15 protein-coding genes are annotated in these 17,000 nt (G+C 34.4%); 4 read left to right on the top strand and 11 right to left on the bottom strand.

From position 1 onward, the window contains the following. The first annotated feature begins 534 nt into the window (after nt 1-534). Entirely contained in the window at nt 535-720 is a 186-nt protein-coding gene (locus I6L50_RS17825) for a YkvS family protein (RefSeq protein WP_002012762.1), read from the top strand. A gap of 58 nt (nt 721-778) precedes the next feature. Here the strand turns inward: I6L50_RS17825 and I6L50_RS17820 are convergent, their stop codons facing one another. Beyond that, nucleotides 779-1,078, bottom strand: a complete 300-nt coding sequence (locus tag I6L50_RS17820) for an ArsR/SmtB family transcription factor (protein WP_097832019.1) — start codon at nt 1,076-1,078, stop codon at nt 779-781. A 335-nt stretch (nt 1,079-1,413) separates the two neighbouring features. On the opposite strand from I6L50_RS17820, the gene I6L50_RS17815 reads away from it, so the two are divergent. Continuing rightward, on the top strand, nt 1,414-1,587 hold the full coding sequence (locus I6L50_RS17815) for a hypothetical protein (RefSeq protein ID WP_001142748.1): 174 nt from the start codon (nt 1,414-1,416) through the stop codon (nt 1,585-1,587). 123 nt (nt 1,588-1,710) lie between these two features. On the opposite strand, the gene I6L50_RS17810 is transcribed toward I6L50_RS17815, so the two are convergent. The 4 genes from I6L50_RS17810 to I6L50_RS17795 all read right to left on the bottom strand — a co-directional run bounded on the left by I6L50_RS17810 (nt 1,711) and on the right by I6L50_RS17795 (nt 6,652). Beyond that, nucleotides 1,711-4,800 (bottom strand): AAA family ATPase, encoded by a 3,090-nt coding sequence (locus I6L50_RS17810; protein WP_219302208.1) that lies wholly within the window; start codon nt 4,798-4,800, stop codon nt 1,711-1,713. Continuing rightward, nucleotides 4,797-5,954 carry an exonuclease SbcCD subunit D gene (locus tag I6L50_RS17805; protein WP_002012752.1) on the bottom strand — a complete coding sequence of 386 codons (1,158 nt, stop codon included), beginning with the start codon at nt 5,952-5,954 and terminating at the stop codon, nt 4,797-4,799. The genes I6L50_RS17810 and I6L50_RS17805 overlap by 4 nt, the downstream gene beginning before the upstream one ends. A gap of 15 nt (nt 5,955-5,969) precedes the next feature. Beyond that, nucleotides 5,970-6,209: a DUF2584 family protein gene (locus tag I6L50_RS17800; protein WP_002085739.1), complete on the bottom strand. Its 240-nt coding sequence runs from the start codon at nt 6,207-6,209 to the stop codon at nt 5,970-5,972. 185 nt (nt 6,210-6,394) lie between these two features. Continuing rightward, complete coding sequence (locus I6L50_RS17795; RefSeq protein ID WP_001119412.1) at nt 6,395-6,652, bottom strand: hypothetical protein; 258 nt, start codon at nt 6,650-6,652, stop codon at nt 6,395-6,397. 356 nt (nt 6,653-7,008) lie between these two features. On the opposite strand from I6L50_RS17795, the gene I6L50_RS17790 reads away from it, so the two are divergent. After that, a complete protein-coding gene (locus I6L50_RS17790) occupies nt 7,009-8,061 on the top strand; it encodes an enoyl-CoA hydratase/isomerase family protein (protein WP_219302207.1) in 1,053 nt (350 codons plus the stop codon). A gap of 159 nt (nt 8,062-8,220) precedes the next feature. Next, a complete protein-coding gene (locus I6L50_RS17785) occupies nt 8,221-8,850 on the top strand; it encodes a LysE family translocator (protein ID WP_181777947.1) in 630 nt (209 codons plus the stop codon). 106 nt (nt 8,851-8,956) lie between these two features. On the opposite strand, the gene I6L50_RS17780 is transcribed toward I6L50_RS17785, so the two are convergent. From I6L50_RS17780 to mmgD, 6 genes are all read right to left on the bottom strand, one after another. Beyond that, on the bottom strand, nt 8,957-10,417 hold the full coding sequence (locus tag I6L50_RS17780) for a CoA-acylating methylmalonate-semialdehyde dehydrogenase (RefSeq protein WP_219302206.1): 1,461 nt from the start codon (nt 10,415-10,417) through the stop codon (nt 8,957-8,959). Between the two features lie 39 nt (nt 10,418-10,456). Beyond that, nucleotides 10,457-11,347, bottom strand: a complete 891-nt coding sequence (locus I6L50_RS17775; RefSeq protein WP_002031851.1) for an NAD(P)-dependent oxidoreductase — start codon at nt 11,345-11,347, stop codon at nt 10,457-10,459. Nucleotides 11,348-11,363: 16 nt separating this feature from the next. Continuing rightward, the gene (locus tag I6L50_RS17770; protein WP_219302205.1) at nt 11,364-13,073 is read right to left on the bottom strand and encodes an acyl-CoA dehydrogenase family protein; all 1,710 of its coding nucleotides are present in this window, start codon (nt 13,071-13,073) and stop codon (nt 11,364-11,366) included. Between the two features lie 155 nt (nt 13,074-13,228). Next, nucleotides 13,229-14,137, bottom strand: a complete 909-nt coding sequence (gene prpB / locus I6L50_RS17765; protein WP_002136186.1) for a methylisocitrate lyase — start codon at nt 14,135-14,137, stop codon at nt 13,229-13,231. A gap of 18 nt (nt 14,138-14,155) precedes the next feature. After that, complete coding sequence (gene prpD / locus I6L50_RS17760) at nt 14,156-15,592, bottom strand: 2-methylcitrate dehydratase (protein ID WP_002085755.1); 1,437 nt, start codon at nt 15,590-15,592, stop codon at nt 14,156-14,158. 98 nt (nt 15,593-15,690) lie between these two features. Next, nucleotides 15,691-16,812, bottom strand: coding sequence for a citrate synthase (gene mmgD / locus I6L50_RS17755; RefSeq protein ID WP_002127276.1), 1,122 nt, complete (start codon nt 16,810-16,812; stop codon nt 15,691-15,693). Nucleotides 16,813-17,000 lie beyond the last annotated feature (188 nt).

The raw sequence follows: 17,000 nt of genomic DNA, 5'->3' as shown, positions 1-17,000 counted from the left end.
CGAAGGGTGAAATACAAAAAACTACTTGTTAAATACGTAGTAGTTTTTATAATGTTTTACATCAATACGACTTATGTGTGTTTTCATATCCTCTTTTATACAAAGTTATGCGCCCTGTTACACCATGGCTGGACTTCAAAATTTTGATTATCCTATACAAACAAAAAAACACCATATTCTTTTTAACTCTCCAGCTTTATAACATGTTGCGTCTATATTTCTTAATACAAATCATTTAATAGTCTTGTAATCTGGCTTCTCGTTACAATGCTTGTAATCAAAAATCCCATCTTTTATACATTTTAACTTCCATATATCTTGTTTTTTTAACGAAACATACAGAATTACAACGTTTTTTACAATTTTCTACATAAAAACAGAAAATATATAATTCATTTACATAATGTTGCACTTTAATTTTTATTAAACAACAAATATTTTATTGATAAATAAAACTAAACATTCACTAATATATCTATACGTGGTTTAATATATATAATAAACAAACATTTCTGACTTTTATAAGGAGGTACTATGAAAGCAAACGTAGGCGATACTATACTATTTCAACGAAATAACTTAAAGATCACAGCATCTGTACTAAAACTATACACTGAATCGGTCTTAGTTGAAGTTACAGATGTAAGCGGTGGTACTTTTGAATTTGACCGAACAATTGTAAATCATAAAAACTATAAAATTTTAAATGCAAATAAATAAAACAATACAAAATAGCCCCTGCTTAACAGCGGAGGCTATTTTGTATAATAACAATTCATTAATTTATATATCCTAAAACACTAACAATCTTGCTTGCTTTTAAATTATTAATATAATAATAAATTTCTAACCCTCTTCTCTCAGCTCTTAGCACTTTACCTTTCATTTTTGATAAATGCTGCGAAACAGTCGATTGAGGAATATTTAATATTTCTGTTAATTGTGTTACATTACAAGTTTTGCGTGCACTTAATTCATTTACAATTTGTAATCGTATTGGATGTGCCATTATTTTTAAAATATCCACATCTTCTTCAGTTACTAAACTTTTTTTTATCTCGCTCGTATATGTTGTCATAAGACATTCCCCTTTTATTTGAATTCCTTTTTATTAAAATCTGCTTCTAAATAAAATATTATCTCTAATACACAATTAAGACCCTTATATAGAAATAATAGGATTTTGATTATTTAAAAACAGCAATACTATACAATTTCATCTATTTGGTACATATACATAATACAATTTCAATTTGTGCTCTATGTGAAGTTAGCATAAATTTATAATGAAGATTTTTCAAACAATTCACATCTAACTATATACTTCCTCATAATACTATCCAGTGATTTTAACATATTTTAGGCATTTGTATATACTATCTACAAAAGAAATGTTGTTTAGGGGGAATTCAAATGCCAACAATGTTACAAGAAGAAGTTGAAGAAGCGCGCGAAACATATGTCAGTCGTATCATATTGGTCGGCGGATCAGCTTTATTTCTAGTAGGTGGTGTTATATCAGCAATTTCGGCTTTTAAAACTTATAATCGCTTGGAAAATACGCCTCCTTCTACAGATAACTCGTAGGTGAATTATGTAGTTTTGAATAAAAAACAAATGCCATCTCTATAATGAGGTGGCATTTGTTTTTTCGTAAGTTCTATACTAGAAAATTGCAAACAATACTTTGAGCATGAATTATAATTGAACTTACTTCACCACAAATCTCGTCTGACTACACCCATCCTTCTGCTTCGTTACTTCTAATACAGCTGGCATTGCGTTTTTCAGTTCTTGAACGTGTGAAATTACACCGATAAATCGGCCTGATTTTTGTAAGTCAATTAAGGCGTCGACTGCTTTCGTTAATGACTCTTCATCTAATGAGCCGAATCCTTCATCGATAAACATCGTTTCGATGGAAATACCACCCTCATACGCTTGAATTACATCTGCCATTCCAAGCGCTAAGCAAAGCGATGCATTAAATTTCTCACCGCCAGATAATGTTTTTACATCGCGTGTTTGGCCAGTGTATGCGTCGTATACATCTAATCCTAATCCACTTTGTCGATTTCTCTTTTCAACTCGTTCGCTTCGTTTTAAATAAAATTGTCCATTTGATAATTTACGTAGTCGTTCGTTCGCAATTTGAACAATTTGTTCTAAATACTCAATTAAGATGTAACGTTCAAAGGATATACGACTATCGTTATCCCCTTTCATTACTTCATATAAATCAACAAGTTCTTGGAATGCTTTTTCTTCCTCATGAATTTGTTCATCAATTCGTTTAATATTTTCATGTAAATCCGTAATATATGATACGGCGTTTTGAGCACGTTGTCGTTTTTCTTTAATAATATCAAGGCTAATTTCCAATTCTTTCACTTGCTCATCTAATGAAGAAATGTCCATATACTCTTTATCTTTTAAGTCTGCTTTTAATTCTTCAATTTGTTTTGTAAGTACTTCTAGAGATGAGTAATAACTTTGGATTTCTTGTTGTAACTTATCCATCTCAGCATCATTTAATTTGGATTCTTTATATGTTAATTGATCTGTAAATCCGCTTTGTTCTAGCTCTTTCATAAAGCGTGTGAACGTCTCTTCTTTCTTCTCTTTTGCACTATTAAATTGATTAGAAGCATTATCATGTTCTGCTTGAATACGTATATTTTCATTTTGCCAATGTTGATACGCCTCTTGTACTTTCTCCCATTCATCTTCCATTAACCTAAGTTCTTGCAGAGCTTGGTCAAACTGTACTTTCCAAGCTTGTACCGTTTGCAAGCTTTCCGGAATATTTTGCTTATCATGTTCATATGACGTACGAAGCTGCATACACTCCATTTCAGTACGGTGCTGCACAGTTTCTACTTCACGCTTTTGTTTCTGGAGTTCTTCTACTTTTTCTTCTACGCTTTTTATATTCACAGCAATTTGCTTACGCGTTTCTTCACTTGCTTTTAACGCATTAACTTCTGCTGCTAATTGCTTTCCTTTTTGAACGAGCGCACTATATGTTTCTACTAATTCTTCTGAGCGATAGCCTCGCTTTAGCACTTCTTCTATCACTTGTTCATATTGAACTCGATAGAAATTCCACTTTTCTTCTAATTGAACATGTAATTTTTCCGCAATATTTTTCTTTTCTCTTAGCTCATTTAACTCTTTTTCATCAATTGCATTACTTTGCTCTGTAGCTTTTTTCGGGTGGTCCATACTACCACATACTGGACAAGATTCACCATCATGTAAATGAAGAGCTAATATACCAGCTTGTTCACTTAACCAGCGGCGTTCCATATTTTCATATGTACTAACTGCCTGTTGCATCTTATGAAACGCACTTTCTTTTTCTAGCTCGTATTTTTGTTTTTCTTGCCATACATCATATGCCTGCTTTAATACTTTTGCATCTTCTCGCATATTCGTTAGTTCTTCTACTTTAGCTACATATTGTTCAAGCGCTGCTTCTAATTGCTGTAATTCGCCAGACATTCTTTGTTTTTCACTTTTATGCGCTTCTAGTTGTTCATCTAACTTTTGCATACCTTCTTTTAATTTTCCTATTTGAATTTCAGCATTTTGCAAATTTAACTTTTTCTCAGCTAATGATGCAATAATTGGCTGTAACTCTTCTAGTCTTTGAACTTGTTTTTTAGCATTTTCTCGCTCGGATGCCTTATTCTTTAATGCTTCATATTTCTCCTGAGCAAGTGCAAAACTGTTCATTATATGCTCTTTTTTTGCGATTATCTGTTTTAACAAACTTTCAGACTGCTGTTCATATTGCATCGCTTCCTCATACCATTGCTCAAATGGTAATAATCGCTTCGCCTGTTCCGCATGTTTAAAAGATTTTTCTTTCATTTCGATTACGGCACGGTTTTCTTGTAAAATACTGTACTTCTCATTCTTTTGTTCTAAATCTTTGAATTTCTCATTTACAGCTTTTGCTGCATGAAAACGTTCCTCTGCTTCTTTTAATTGTTTCGTTTTGTCATTTTGTTCTAAGTGTAATTGCTCAACCTCTGCATTGTACCAAATTGTTTCTTGTTCTAATGCCTCTACTACTTGATGTGTATTTACATGCTCTTGCTCCACTAATGTCTCTAATAATGCCCCATCACGTATTGGTAATTTAAATACATTACGGAAATATAGCTCACGTTCTTTTTGTTTTTCTTGTAAGACGTCTTTCCATTGTTTACGCTTTTGATCTAATATCTCACGCATTAATTTATAACGATCTGTTTTAAAAATGCGGCGTAGTATTTCTTCTTTATTTTCCGTTTCAGATGTTAATAATTTTCGGAACTCTCCTTGCGGTAACATGACAATTTGGCTAAATTGATGTTTACTTAATCCAATTAAATCTTCAACTTTTTTATTTACATCCGTTACATGAAAACGATCGACACATGGAACTTTTTCCTCATCAATTACTTCATATAATTCGACTGCATGTCCTGTAATTGTTTTATTTCCTTGTTTTTTATGGCCCAGTTGTCGTTTAATTTCATAACTTTTTCCTTTTAATTGAAAAGTTAATTCCACACTTGTATAAACATCATCATCAGCAAATTGGCTACGAAGCATGTTAGTATCACTGCGCTCTTCTCCACTAGCCTCTCCATATAATACATAACAAATCGCATCAAAAATCGTTGTCTTTCCAGCTCCTGTATTTCCAGAAATAGCGAAAATACGATGCTCACCAAGATCTTTAAAATCGATTATTTCTTTCTGTTTATATGGACCAAACGCGGTCATTATAAGCTGAATCGGTCTCATCCTCGCTCACCTTCCCGTTCTTGCACTGTTTGCAAAACATCTAAAAATAGACGTTCTTTCTCTTCTGATAAATCTAGCCCTTTCATTTCTTTATAAAATGCTTTTAAAAGAGATAAATCATCCGTTTTATGTCTTGAAACAGTTACTTCATTTTCATCTGTGAACTCTCGTCTTTGAATAGATCTTTCAACATGCATTGCATTTGGGTATACAGAACGTATTTTTTCCATCGGCTGCAAGACAGGGTTTTCATCTAATAATTTCACAAATACATAATCTTCACTCACTGGATGAAGCAATAAATCGTCTATTTTCGCTTCTACTGTACGCATTTTACGACGCGGTGTAAGTAAACGTTTTTCAATTGTTGTTTCACCTTTTTCATCCAGTTCCACAATATAATATCCTTTTTTATGCTTTTCTTCAGAAATAGAATATGCAAGTGGTGAACCTGAATAACGAATTGTCTCATTACGTACAAAATGCGCTTGATGTAAATGGCCAAGCGCCGTGTAATGAAACTTATCAAAATAATGGCTATTTACATATTCAGCACCACCAATTGAAAGTGGTCGTTCCGCATCACTCGTATTTTCCTCTGCCTCTCCTGAAGAAGTTACAAATGCATGTCCTACAAATATGTGTCTCGCTTCTTTATCCATCGTTTCAGAGAGTTCGTTCATAAAAATACGCATCGCATCATCATGAGAACGAACATCTTCATTTTTCAATATATGTCTAACAATACTTGGATCTGCATACGGAACGAGATGGAAATGAACCTCTCCGTATTCATCATTTAAAACAACAGGATTGTATGGAAACTGGAATTGTCCAACAATATGTAATCCTTGTTTTTTCATTAAATTACTACCAAAATGTATGCGGTCCGGACTATCGTGGTTTCCTGCAACTGCAATTATTGGTGTTTGTAAATCAATAACTATCTTTTGTAATACATCATTTAATAAGTCTACTGCTTCTGTAGGTGGAATTGCTCGGTCATATAAATCTCCTGCAATAATTACAGCATCCGGTTTTTCCTCTTCAACAGCTTGTACAAACTGATCTAACACAATTTTTTGATCTTCAGTCATATATACACCATGAACAAGCTTACCTAAATGCCAATCCGCTGTATGAAAAAACTTCATATTACCCTTCTCCTTTTAGTTTACTGATTGTAGTGAAACAAGCTGATAGTTTAGTGTAGTTTTTCCGTTCTCCCATTCTAACTTTTGGACAATTGCACTACCGATTCTTTCTTCGTTTGATTTATATAAAGGCAATATTTCTTGAATAGTAAATAGATGATAACCATCTAAAATTAATTGAAATAAATTATCTTCTATATGTAATCTTACTTCTTTTTCATTTGAAATAATTTTTGTATGCATCTCAAATTTCATGCTAGATACAACCCCTTTTTTCTAATCTCTACATTTTAATAGTATAGTGGTCATGCAAGATTGACAAGTAAATACACCGCGATGTACATACTTTTTTAATTATAAATATTTTATGTTTTTTTGTATAAAATACGGTATGTGAAATTATCATTTTACAAAAAATAAAAATACCCTTTCAGGCATCCTTATTTTTGTAAGTACTCTTTCATAACGTAGTACAATACAGTTATTAAGACAATCGCTACAAAAAACGCGAATACGGCCACAACATACCCATCTTTATTTAATAAAAAACATATGGAAATAGATATTATAAAAATCGGAAACACGAGACGTACCTTATCTTTCACTTCTTCTGTCGTATCTGTATGATGAAAATACTGTGTAATTCCTACCATAAGAGATGACAAAATAATTACCGACAATAGTAAAGGTCCTGGCATTCCGATCTCTCCTTTCTCTATTTCTAATTATATACAAACCCCTCGCTCTTTAAAAGTTAGATAATTCAGCCTTTTGATCTTTTCTACATCCACTCTTTAATGCATTGTTACGCCACGTATACTAACTCAATTTAAGTTATACATATAATAGCGCCTTCAACACTATGATTTCAAATAATTGCGCTTACAGTAATGTTGTAATATTCCTCTTCATTCTCTGAAATCCTGCAAATATAACTCGTCAAAATATGCGATAAATACTAACATTAAGCACCTAATTTAGACAAAAATTATAGAGGACATTTCAGCATGTATCAAGAAATAAGAATAGAAAGATAAGTAAGGGAGGATTTATAATGACTGAACACGTTTTATTTTCTGTTAGCGAAAACGGCGTTGCATCTATTACTTTAAACCGTCCAAAAGCACTTAATTCTTTATCCTATGACATGTTACAACCAATTGGGCAAAAACTTAAAGAATGGGGGCAAGATGAGTGTATTGAACTCATCGTTTTAAAAGGAGCTGGTACGAAAGGTTTTTGTGCAGGTGGTGATATTAAAACGCTATACGAAGCACGTTCTAACGAAGTTGCATTACAACATGCAGAGCAGTTTTTTGAAGAAGAATATGAAATTGATACATTTATTTATCAATACAAAAAACCAATTATCGCTTGTTTAGATGGAATTGTAATGGGCGGTGGTGTCGGTCTGACAAATGGAGCAACGTATCGAATTGTAACAGAGCGTACGAAGTGGGCAATGCCTGAAATGAACATCGGTTTCTTCCCTGATGTCGGTGCTGCTTATTTCTTAAATAAAGCGCCTGGATATACTGGTCGATATGTTGCTTTAACGGCATCTATTTTAAAAGCTCCTGATGTATTATATATTAACGCTGCTGATTACTTTATGACATCAGATTCATTACCAAATTTCCTTACCGCACTTGAAAATGTAAATTGGAAAAAAGAAGATGTACATACTCATTTAAAAGAAGTTATTCGTACATTTGCAACTGCTCCAAACTTAGATGGCAATCTTTCTTCTTCAGTAGAAGAAATTAATTCGCATTTTGCATTCGATACAATTGAGGGAATCATTCAATCGTTAGAGAAAGATCAAAGTCCATTTGCCCAAACAACGAAAGAAAAGCTATTATCCAAATCGCCTGTTTCATTAAAGGTAACATTAAAACAGTTTATTGATGGCCAAGAAAAGTCAGTTGAAGAATGTTTCGCGACAGATCTTATACTCGCTAAAAACTTCATGCGACATGAAGATTTCTTTGAAGGAGTACGCTCCGTTGTAGTTGATAAAGACCAAAATCCAAATTATAAATATAAACAATTAAGTGATGTTTCAGAAGAAGATGTAAATCGATTCTTTAACTTACTTAACGCTTAAACAAAGAGGCCATATATTGTAGCACACTCTCAGCTACTCTATATGGCCTCTTCTTTTTAGTTAAATAATTTTAAATATAATTTAATTTTATTTAACTGAAATGTATGTTAAACTAACGTTAATCGAATTTTCTAAAAACAACAAAGGAAGGCGGATAACATTATGGAAAATTTTTTTCTGTTTATTATTATGTCTATATGTCTTATTATTCTACCCGGTCCTGATACAGCAATGGCTACGAAAAACACATTGATTGCCGGCAAAATCGGCGGCGTAAAAACTGTTTTTGGTACTTGTGTTGCGCTTTTAATTCACACTTTAGCTGCTGTAATTGGTCTTTCAGCACTTATTGTAAAGTCTGCTCTTTTATTTTCTATTTTTAAATATGTTGGTGCTGTATATTTAGTCTATATTGGTATTAAAGCCCTTTTAGCAGTAAGAAACACAGAAGACTTAAATACAGATGACATTCCAATAAATAATGATAAACATACTTCTTGCTTTCGCCAAGGGTTTCTTACAAATTTACTAAACCCTAAGGTTGCAGTCTTCTTTTTAACTTTTTTACCACAGTTTTTAAATCCAAATCATAATACATTTATACAACTTCTCGTTATGGGACTTACTTATCTCATTTTAACAGTCATTTGGTTTGCTTTTTATATATTTTTAATTGATAAAATTAGTGCTTTTATGAAAAAACCGAAGACACAGCGTTATATTCAAGGGATTACAGGAATCGTCTTAATTGGGTTTGGTATTAAATTAGCCTTTGAAAGAAATAGCTAACACAATACAAACGAAAATACACTACTCATAATGAAGTAGTGTATTTTCGTTTGTATTATTTTGATAATGAGTGGGAATGCACCCCACTCATTATCATTTCACTTTATTAAAACCAGCGCTCAGTTACAACTTTTTTACGTGTATAAAATTGAACGCCATCCGTACCATTTGTACCAAGATCTCCAAAGAATGAAGCTTTGTTTCCTGCAAATGCGAAGAATGCCATTGGTGCTGGAACATTAACGTTTACACCAATCATACCAGCATCAATATTGTCTCGGAATCTTTGTGCATGTTTTCCATTTGATGTATAAATAACAGCACCATTCGCAAATTTCGATTGATTTGTCAGCTTAATACCTTCTTCTAAATCTTTTACTCTTACAATACTTAATACCGGAGCGAAAATTTCATCTTGCCAAATTTTCATTTCTTGATTTACACCATCAAAGATTGTTGCACCAACAAAGTAACCTTCTCCAACTTCTTCATTGATTTTACGGCCATCTACTAGTAAAGTTGCTCCATCTGCTACACCACTATTAATATAGCCTAAAACACGTTCTTTATGAGATTCACGGATTAATGGTCCAACATAATTATCTTCGTTGAAACCGTCACCTACTTTTAACTTCTTCGTTTCCGCTACTAATACATCAATGAATTCATCAGCAATTTCATCAACTACTGCTACTACTGAACATGCCATGCAGCGCTCTCCACTACTTGCAAACGCAGACCCAATTACACCTTGTACTGTTTTCTCAAGGTTGCAATCTGGCATTACAATCGCATGGTTTTTCGCACCTGCTAACGCTTGTACACGTTTACCATTTTTTGTACCAGTTTCATATACGTAGCGTGCCACTGGCTCAGAGCCAACAAACGAAACTGCTTGAATATCTTTATTTTCTAAAATACTATTTACAACATCTTTTCCGCCTTGTACTAAATTTAATACCCCTTTTGGAAAACCAGCTTCATAGAATAACTCTACAAGTCGCTCAGCTAAAAGTGGCGTTCTTTCAGATGTTTTTAATACGAATGTATTACCGCAAGCAATTGCAAGTGGAAACATCCATAATGGAATCATCATCGGGAAGTTAAACGGTGTAATACCAGCAACAACTCCGATTGGGTAGCGCCAAATCGATCCATCAATTCCACTAGCAATATTCGGAAGAGCTTGTCCCATCATTAAATTTGGTGCTGATGTTGCAAGTTCTACCGCTTCAATACCACGCTGTACTTCACCAGTTGCATCCGTTAGCGTTTTACCGTTTTCTAGCGTAATGATTTTTGCAAGCTCTTCTTTATTTTCTTGTAACAGTTGTAGATATTTGTATAGTTGTCTTGAACGATTTGGAACTGGCACTTTAGACCATGTTTTGTATGCCGCTTTTGCCGCTTCAACAGCTTTTTCAACATCTTCTTTTGGAGAAAGTGGAACGTAAGCGATGATTTTTCCAGTTGCCGGATTCGGAACCGCTTCTACTTCCGTACCAGTAGATTCTACCCATTCGCCATTAATATGATTTTTCACTCGTTTAATTTCAGTTGTAATCATTATATTCTCTCCTTTTTTATCATGGTTTTTATAAGTGCACTATTTTTGATTAGAAATTAATTGTTCGCTAACTTTCTTATATAAAGCAGCCATATCGTTTTCACCATATCCTGCCTCACTCGCTTCTTCATATACGTTTAATAGCATCTCACTTACTGGTAAGTGAAGTTCACTTTCTTTAGCTAAATCTACTGCAAATCCTAAATCTTTCTTTAATAAATTTACAGTAAAGCCTGGCTCATAATTTTCTGATGCAATGAAACTTTTATAATTACGCTCATAAATTCTACTTTGACCGTAACTTACATTTAAAATATCAAACATTTTATCTAAATCCATATTGTTCTTTTTCGCTAATGTTAAAGCTTCACTCACACCAGCTGTATAAAAACCAATTAATAGATTGTTAATTAATTTAACAGTTGTACCACTATCAATCTGCTCACTAACATGGAAAACATTCGCTCCAAGCACTTCCATGACAGATTCAGTTTTCTCATATACTTCTTTCGATCCACCAACCATAAACGTTAATGTACGGTTTTCTGCACCAATTACCCCACCACTAACAGGTGCTGCTAAAAAGTCTACTTTCTTTTCCTTCGCCGATTCCTCTAATTGTTTGTTTAATTGTGGAGATACTGTACTTGTATCAATTAAAGCTACATTCGAGTGGCTATTTTCAAATAATCCTTCTTCCCCAAAATATACCGCTTCCACAGCACGAGGTGAAGGCAAACTTGTAAAAATCACATCGCATGTCTCTGCTAGTTTTGAGATCGATAGGCCGATAATTCCTCCTTCTTTTTCAAAGGAAGCTTCCGCCTCTTTATTCAAGTCCACTCCATATACTGTGTAGCTAGATTTAACTAAATTTTTAGACATTGGAAGACCCATGTTACCTAAACCGATAAAACCAATCTTTTTCATATCGCTTTCCTCCTATTTACACAATATATTTCCCGCGATTTATAATAACTTTCGCAATATCTCTCTTTTTCGTAAATAAGTTTGAGTATAAAGGCACTAATAATTGACGGATTTCAGCTAATATTTCTTGTCTATTTTGTTCTTCTGTGACAGCTGCTGAAAGAATGGAAATCGCGGATTCTTCTACTTTACGATATCCTTCTTCACAAATAACATCTGTTATCATTTGCTTCGTACGCTCTTTTTCCTCACCATTTTTACTAACTGCTTTCCTCGTACGTAAAAATGCTGATTCCATGACGTACACGTCCGTCAACATATTTGATAATACGCGTGAATATTCTTGCTCTTGCTCAATTTTTATTCCTGGAGTTTTAGAGAGCGTTTTCAAAGATTGTTTCAACAATTTTTTCGCTAATAAAATGTAACGATGGTTTCTTTCTACATTTGCTACATCAATTTTTACTTCAGCATCTTCTATTTTCTCGATTTGCTTCATTAACATTTTTGCAACTGTTAATCTATTAATTTCATTCGTTCCTTCAAAAATACGACTAATTCTAGCATCACGATATAATCGTTCTACTTCGTATTCTTGCATATAACCGTAACCACCATGAATTTGTACAGCTTCATCTACGATATAAGCAAGTGTTTCAGAAGCGTTTACTTTATTCAGTGCACATTCAATTGCAAATTGGGACATTTTTTTCATAAGATCTTCATCACTCTCATGAATTGCTTCATCAATTACACCCGCTGCACGGTAAGCTGCACTTTCTGCTCCATATGTAGAAATAATCATATTGGCAATTTTCTCTTGAATCATCGTAAAATCTACTAATTCCGTTTGGAACTGTTTTCGCTCTTTTCCATATTGAACTGACAAACCGATTGCTTGTTTTGCTGTTCCAATATTTCCAAAAGCAAGTTTTAGTCTAGCGAAGTTAAGAATATTAAGAGCTACGTGATGCCCTTTCCCAACTTCCCCTAAAATATTTTCAGCGGGGATGACAACATCTTCTAAAATAAGCGTCGCTGTTGAAGAACCTTTAATCCCCATCTTCTTTTCTTCTAATCCTATTGATACACCTTCACATGTTCTTTCGACAATAAACGCTGTCATTCCTTTATTTGTCTTCGCAAAAACAACGTATACATCTGCCATATGAGCATTTGTAATCCACTGCTTCTCACCATTCAACTTCCAAGCAGTACCCTCTTCATTCAATACTGCACTCGTTTTTGCACTTAATGCATCCGAACCAGCATTTGGCTCAGTTAAAGCATAAGCCCCAATCCATTCTCCCGATGCGATTTTCGGTAAATATTTTTCTTTCTGTTCTTTCGTTCCATAATATATGTAAGGCAATGTACCTACACCGGCATGTATATTAAAAGAAACGCTAAATGCACCAGCGTAACCCATTTTCTCTGCTACAAGACCTGAGACAGCCTTTCCTAACTCGAATCCGCCATAATCTTCTGGTACCTCAATGCCTAATAATCCAAGTTCCCCAGCTTTCTCAAATAATTGACGAGAAACTTTATAGTTATGTTGTTCAATATTCTCAATTTGCGGGACAATTTCTTGTTTAACGAATTGTTCTGTCGTTTTTGCAATTAAATCTTCATCCCCTGAAAAATCTTCTGGTGTAAAGAAAGTATTATTCACATCTTTATTGAGTGAAAAAAATTCATCCCATGGTAACTTTGTTTTCTCCATCTGAATCCCCCTATCATTTCGGCCTTCGTTGCTCTTTGCATATGCTCGTCTACGATGAGTGGAATATCTTATTATTGAAAACAGAAGGCGATGATTTTTCACATCAAGCAGTTCGTTTTGCCAAAGATGTATTTTCATCGCCTAAATCCTTCTACCTATTGATCTTCAGATAATACTGTTTTTGCAATTCCAGTATCTAACTCTTCAAAGTCATGATATGAAATTGTTTCATATAATTCACTTCTCGTTTGCATATTAGAAAGTGCATCTTTTTGAGAACCCGTTTCCTTAATTAGCGTAAACACATTCTCATATGCTTTTGCGGCAACACGAAGTGAAGTTACAGGATAAATTACCATTTGGAAGCCCATATTCGCAAATTCCTCTGCACTATAATATGGTGTTTTTCCGAACTCAGTCATATTTGCTAGTAAAGGTGCATTCACTTTGCTAGTAAATAAACGGAATTCTTCTTCCGATTGAAGCGCTTCTGGGAATATTGCATCTGCCCCTGCTTTTACATATGCATTCGCTCTTTCAATCGCTGCATCTAATCCTTCCACGCCGCGAGCATCTGTGCGTGCTACAATATATAAACTTGGCGCAACTTCTTTAATCGCTTTAATTTTTTGAACTAATTCTTCTGTAGTAACAAGTTTCTTACCGTTTAAATGTCCACATTTTTTTGGTAATTGTTGATCTTCAATTTGAACAGCCGCTACTTTCGCTTCTACCATTTCTACAGCTGTTCTCGCTACGTTTAGTACTCCACCAAATCCTGTATCAATATCAACAAGAACTGGTAAATCTGTAGCTCTAATTAGATCTCTTGCTCTTTCAGCTACTTCAGTAGATGTCACGATACCTAAATCTGGTAGACCTTTACTTGCAGTGTAAGCAGCTCCCGATAAATATAGAGCTGAAAAACCTGTATTTTTCGCAACAAGAGCCGCCATTGCATCATGAGCACCTGGAATTTGCAAAATTTCATTTGCTTCTACCAAAGCTCGGAAGCGATTCGCAAGCTCCTCTTGTGTTGACTGTTTATTCACAACCCAAGCCATTATAAATTCCTCCTATTATTAAATTAAGAATAGATCTACAAATTCGTTTACATTCATATTTTCTAGTTTTTCTTCATTTAGACAAGCTTCATGGATTTTTTCTTGTTGCTTACTAGAATAATGACCTGCCATATTTGCAGTGAATTTCCGAACAACTTTTGGAATTGCTTCGTCTCTACGGAAACGGTGGCCAAGTGGGTATTCACATTCCACATTTTCTGTTACAGTACCATCTTTAAAATGAACTTGAACAGCGTTGGCGATTGAGCGCTTGTTCGGGTCAAGGTAATCTAAACTGTACTGTTTGTTTTCAACAACAACCATCTTATTACGTAATTCATCTACACGTGGATCATTCGCTACTACATCCTCATAATCATCCGCAACGATATCTCCTTTTAATAAACCTATTGCAGTAATGTATTGTAAGCAATGATCGCGATCAGCTGGGTTATTTAATGGACCTTCTTTATCGATAATACGAATTGCTGACTCATGAGTTGTAATTGTAATACGATCAATTTCATCTAATCTTTCTTTAAGTTCCGGATGTAATTTCACAGCACATTCTGCAGCTGTTTGTGCATGGAATTCTGCTGGGAATGACACTTTGAATAATACATTTTCCATTACATAAGATTCTAGCGGTCTTGCTAATTTTAATTCCTGTTTATTAAATAATACATCTTGGAATCCCCATCCTGGCGCAGATAATGCTGTTGGGTAACCCATTTCACCTTTTAGAGCAGTCATTGCAAGATGAACACCGCGGCTCGTCGCATCTCCTGCTGCCCATGATTTACGTGAACCAGTATTTGGAGCATGACGATATGTACGAAGACTAGAATTATCAATCCACGCATGTGATAATGCATTAAAGATTTCTTCACGCGTTCCGCCAAGCATTTTCGCAACTACTGCAGTTGTTGCTACTTTTACGTATAATACATGGTCAAGACCAACACGGTTTAAGCTGTTTTCTAAAGCAAGTACACCTTGAATTTCATGTGCTTTAATCATCATTTCTAGTACTTCACGTACTTTTAATGGTTCTTTTCCTTCTGAAATACGAACACGGCTAATATAATCTGCTACTGCTAAAATTCCGCCTAAGTTATCAGATGGATGTCCCCATTCTGCTGCAAGCCAAGTATCGTTATAGTCTAACCAACGGATCATACATCCGATATTAAATGCGCCTTTTACTGGATCTAGCACATAAGATGTTCCTGGTACACGTGTACCATTTGGCACGATTGTTCCTGGTACAACTGGTCCTAATAATTTCGTACACTCTGGGTATTGTAGTGCTAAAATTCCACATCCAAGTGTATCAAGTAATACGTAGCGAGCCGTACTGAATGCCTCTGCACTTGTAACCTCTTTATTTAATACATAGTCCGTAATTTCTTCTAATAATGCATCTTTTTGTTTAATTTCATTTGTTTTAATCATGCTATTCTTCCCTTTCTGTCGAAAATTCGTTATTATTAATGATGGGTGTCGGTCAAACACCCATCAGGCGGGCGGCGCTAACAACTCCCCAGTTGTTTTTATTTACTAAATGCATGTCGCTCGCCAATATAATTTACACGTGGACGGAACAAACGATTGTTCGCATGTTGCTCAATTACGTGTGCACATAGCCCTACTGTTCTAGAACTAAAGAAGATTGGTGTGTAAAGTTGAATTGGAATACCAAGCATCCAATATACTGGAGCAGCATAATAATCAAGATTCGGATAAATTCCTTTTTCCTTCTCCATAATTTTTTCTCCAGCTTCACACATTTCATATAGTGTATAATCGCCTTTCACATCACATAACTGCTTTAATGCTTCCTTCATCATAAGTGCTCTTGGATCCATCTTTTTCATATAAACACGGTGTCCAAAGCCCATAATTTTTTCTTTGTTATATAGTTTCTTCTGTAATAACTCTTCAAATTTCTCAACATTACCAGCTTCTAAAAGCATGTACATAACCGCTTCATTCGCACCGCCATGAAGACTTCCTTTTAAGGATGCAACTGCTCCTGTTAAAGCACCGTATAAGTCGGATTGCGTTGATGCAATAACGCGTGCTGTAAATGTAGAGTTTGGCATTTCATGTTCACTATATAAAACAAGGGAACGATCAAAGATTTTCTCTTCAAGTTCAGTTGGTTTCTTTCCAGTTAACATATAGAAGAAATTCGCACTATATGACAATTCTTGAAGAGGCTCAATTGGTTCCTCATTATTTAAAATATGGTAGCTATTCGCTACAATATTTGGCACTTTACTTAAAAGCTTGTATCCTCGACTTTTATTCACTTCTAACGAGCGGTTTTCGATATCACTATCGTAACCAGCTAATGCGGACACACCTGTACGTAGCCCATCCATAGGATGCGTTTCCTTAGGCAATGCCTTTAGAACATTGAATACACCTTCTGGCACTGCATATTCTTCTTTTAATTTCTTTTCAATTGTTGCTTTCTCATCCTCATTCGGTAAACGTTCTTCTAATAAAAGGTGCACAATGTCTAAATACTCTTTTGTTTTTGAGAGTTCGATTAAATCATACCCTTGAATTACAATTTCACCTTTTACTGTGTCAAGAAACGAAATTTTCGTTTCCGCTGCTACTACACCATCTAATCCCGGGGAAAATTTTTCTTCAGCTTTCATCATTATTTCCTCCAATCCTAATAGATCTTCGTGCACATAACTGTAAGCCTTTACAATAATATGAAACTACATTTCTATTTCAATGTATCAGAGTTTTTAGAAGATTTCAATTTATTTTATAATAATAAGTATCCTATACTTTTACCGATGTAATAATACTATTTTTCAAAAATAACTTTCATCTTTTATAA

The sequence above is a fragment of the Bacillus sp. FDAARGOS_1420 genome, assembly GCF_019344915.1.
In the GTDB taxonomy this organism is placed as follows: domain Bacteria; phylum Bacillota; class Bacilli; order Bacillales; family Bacillaceae_G; genus Bacillus_A; species Bacillus_A mycoides.
The sequence above is the reverse complement of the archived record's forward strand: the minus strand, read 5'-3'. Positions and strand labels throughout refer to the sequence as shown.

Excerpts from the sequence above, each read along its gene's own strand:
- I6L50_RS17770 (WP_219302205.1), bottom strand. The coding sequence starts at position 13,073 with ATGGAGAAAACAAAGTTACCATGGGATGAATTTTTTTCACTCAATAAA.
- I6L50_RS17780 (WP_219302206.1), bottom strand. The coding sequence starts at position 10,417 with ATGATTACAACTGAAATTAAACGAGTGAAAAATCATATTAATGGCGAA.
- I6L50_RS17775 (WP_002031851.1), bottom strand. The coding sequence starts at position 11,347 with ATGAAAAAGATTGGTTTTATCGGTTTAGGTAACATGGGTCTTCCAATG.
- I6L50_RS17810 (WP_219302208.1), bottom strand. The coding sequence starts at position 4,800 with ATGAGACCGATTCAGCTTATAATGACCGCGTTTGGTCCATATAAACAG.
- I6L50_RS17795 (WP_001119412.1), bottom strand. The coding sequence starts at position 6,652 with ATGCCAGGACCTTTACTATTGTCGGTAATTATTTTGTCATCTCTTATG.
- I6L50_RS17805 (WP_002012752.1), bottom strand. The coding sequence starts at position 5,954 with ATGAAGTTTTTTCATACAGCGGATTGGCATTTAGGTAAGCTTGTTCAT.
- prpD (WP_002085755.1), bottom strand. The coding sequence starts at position 15,592 with ATGATTAAAACAAATGAAATTAAACAAAAAGATGCATTATTAGAAGAA.
- mmgD (WP_002127276.1), bottom strand. The coding sequence starts at position 16,812 with ATGATGAAAGCTGAAGAAAAATTTTCCCCGGGATTAGATGGTGTAGTA.
- I6L50_RS17825 (WP_002012762.1), top strand. The coding sequence starts at position 535 with ATGAAAGCAAACGTAGGCGATACTATACTATTTCAACGAAATAACTTA.
- prpB (WP_002136186.1), bottom strand. The coding sequence starts at position 14,137 with ATGGCTTGGGTTGTGAATAAACAGTCAACACAAGAGGAGCTTGCGAAT.
- I6L50_RS17800 (WP_002085739.1), bottom strand. The coding sequence starts at position 6,209 with ATGAAATTTGAGATGCATACAAAAATTATTTCAAATGAAAAAGAAGTA.
- I6L50_RS17820 (WP_097832019.1), bottom strand. The coding sequence starts at position 1,078 with ATGACAACATATACGAGCGAGATAAAAAAAAGTTTAGTAACTGAAGAA.
- I6L50_RS17790 (WP_219302207.1), top strand. The coding sequence starts at position 7,009 with ATGACTGAACACGTTTTATTTTCTGTTAGCGAAAACGGCGTTGCATCT.
- I6L50_RS17815 (WP_001142748.1), top strand. The coding sequence starts at position 1,414 with ATGCCAACAATGTTACAAGAAGAAGTTGAAGAAGCGCGCGAAACATAT.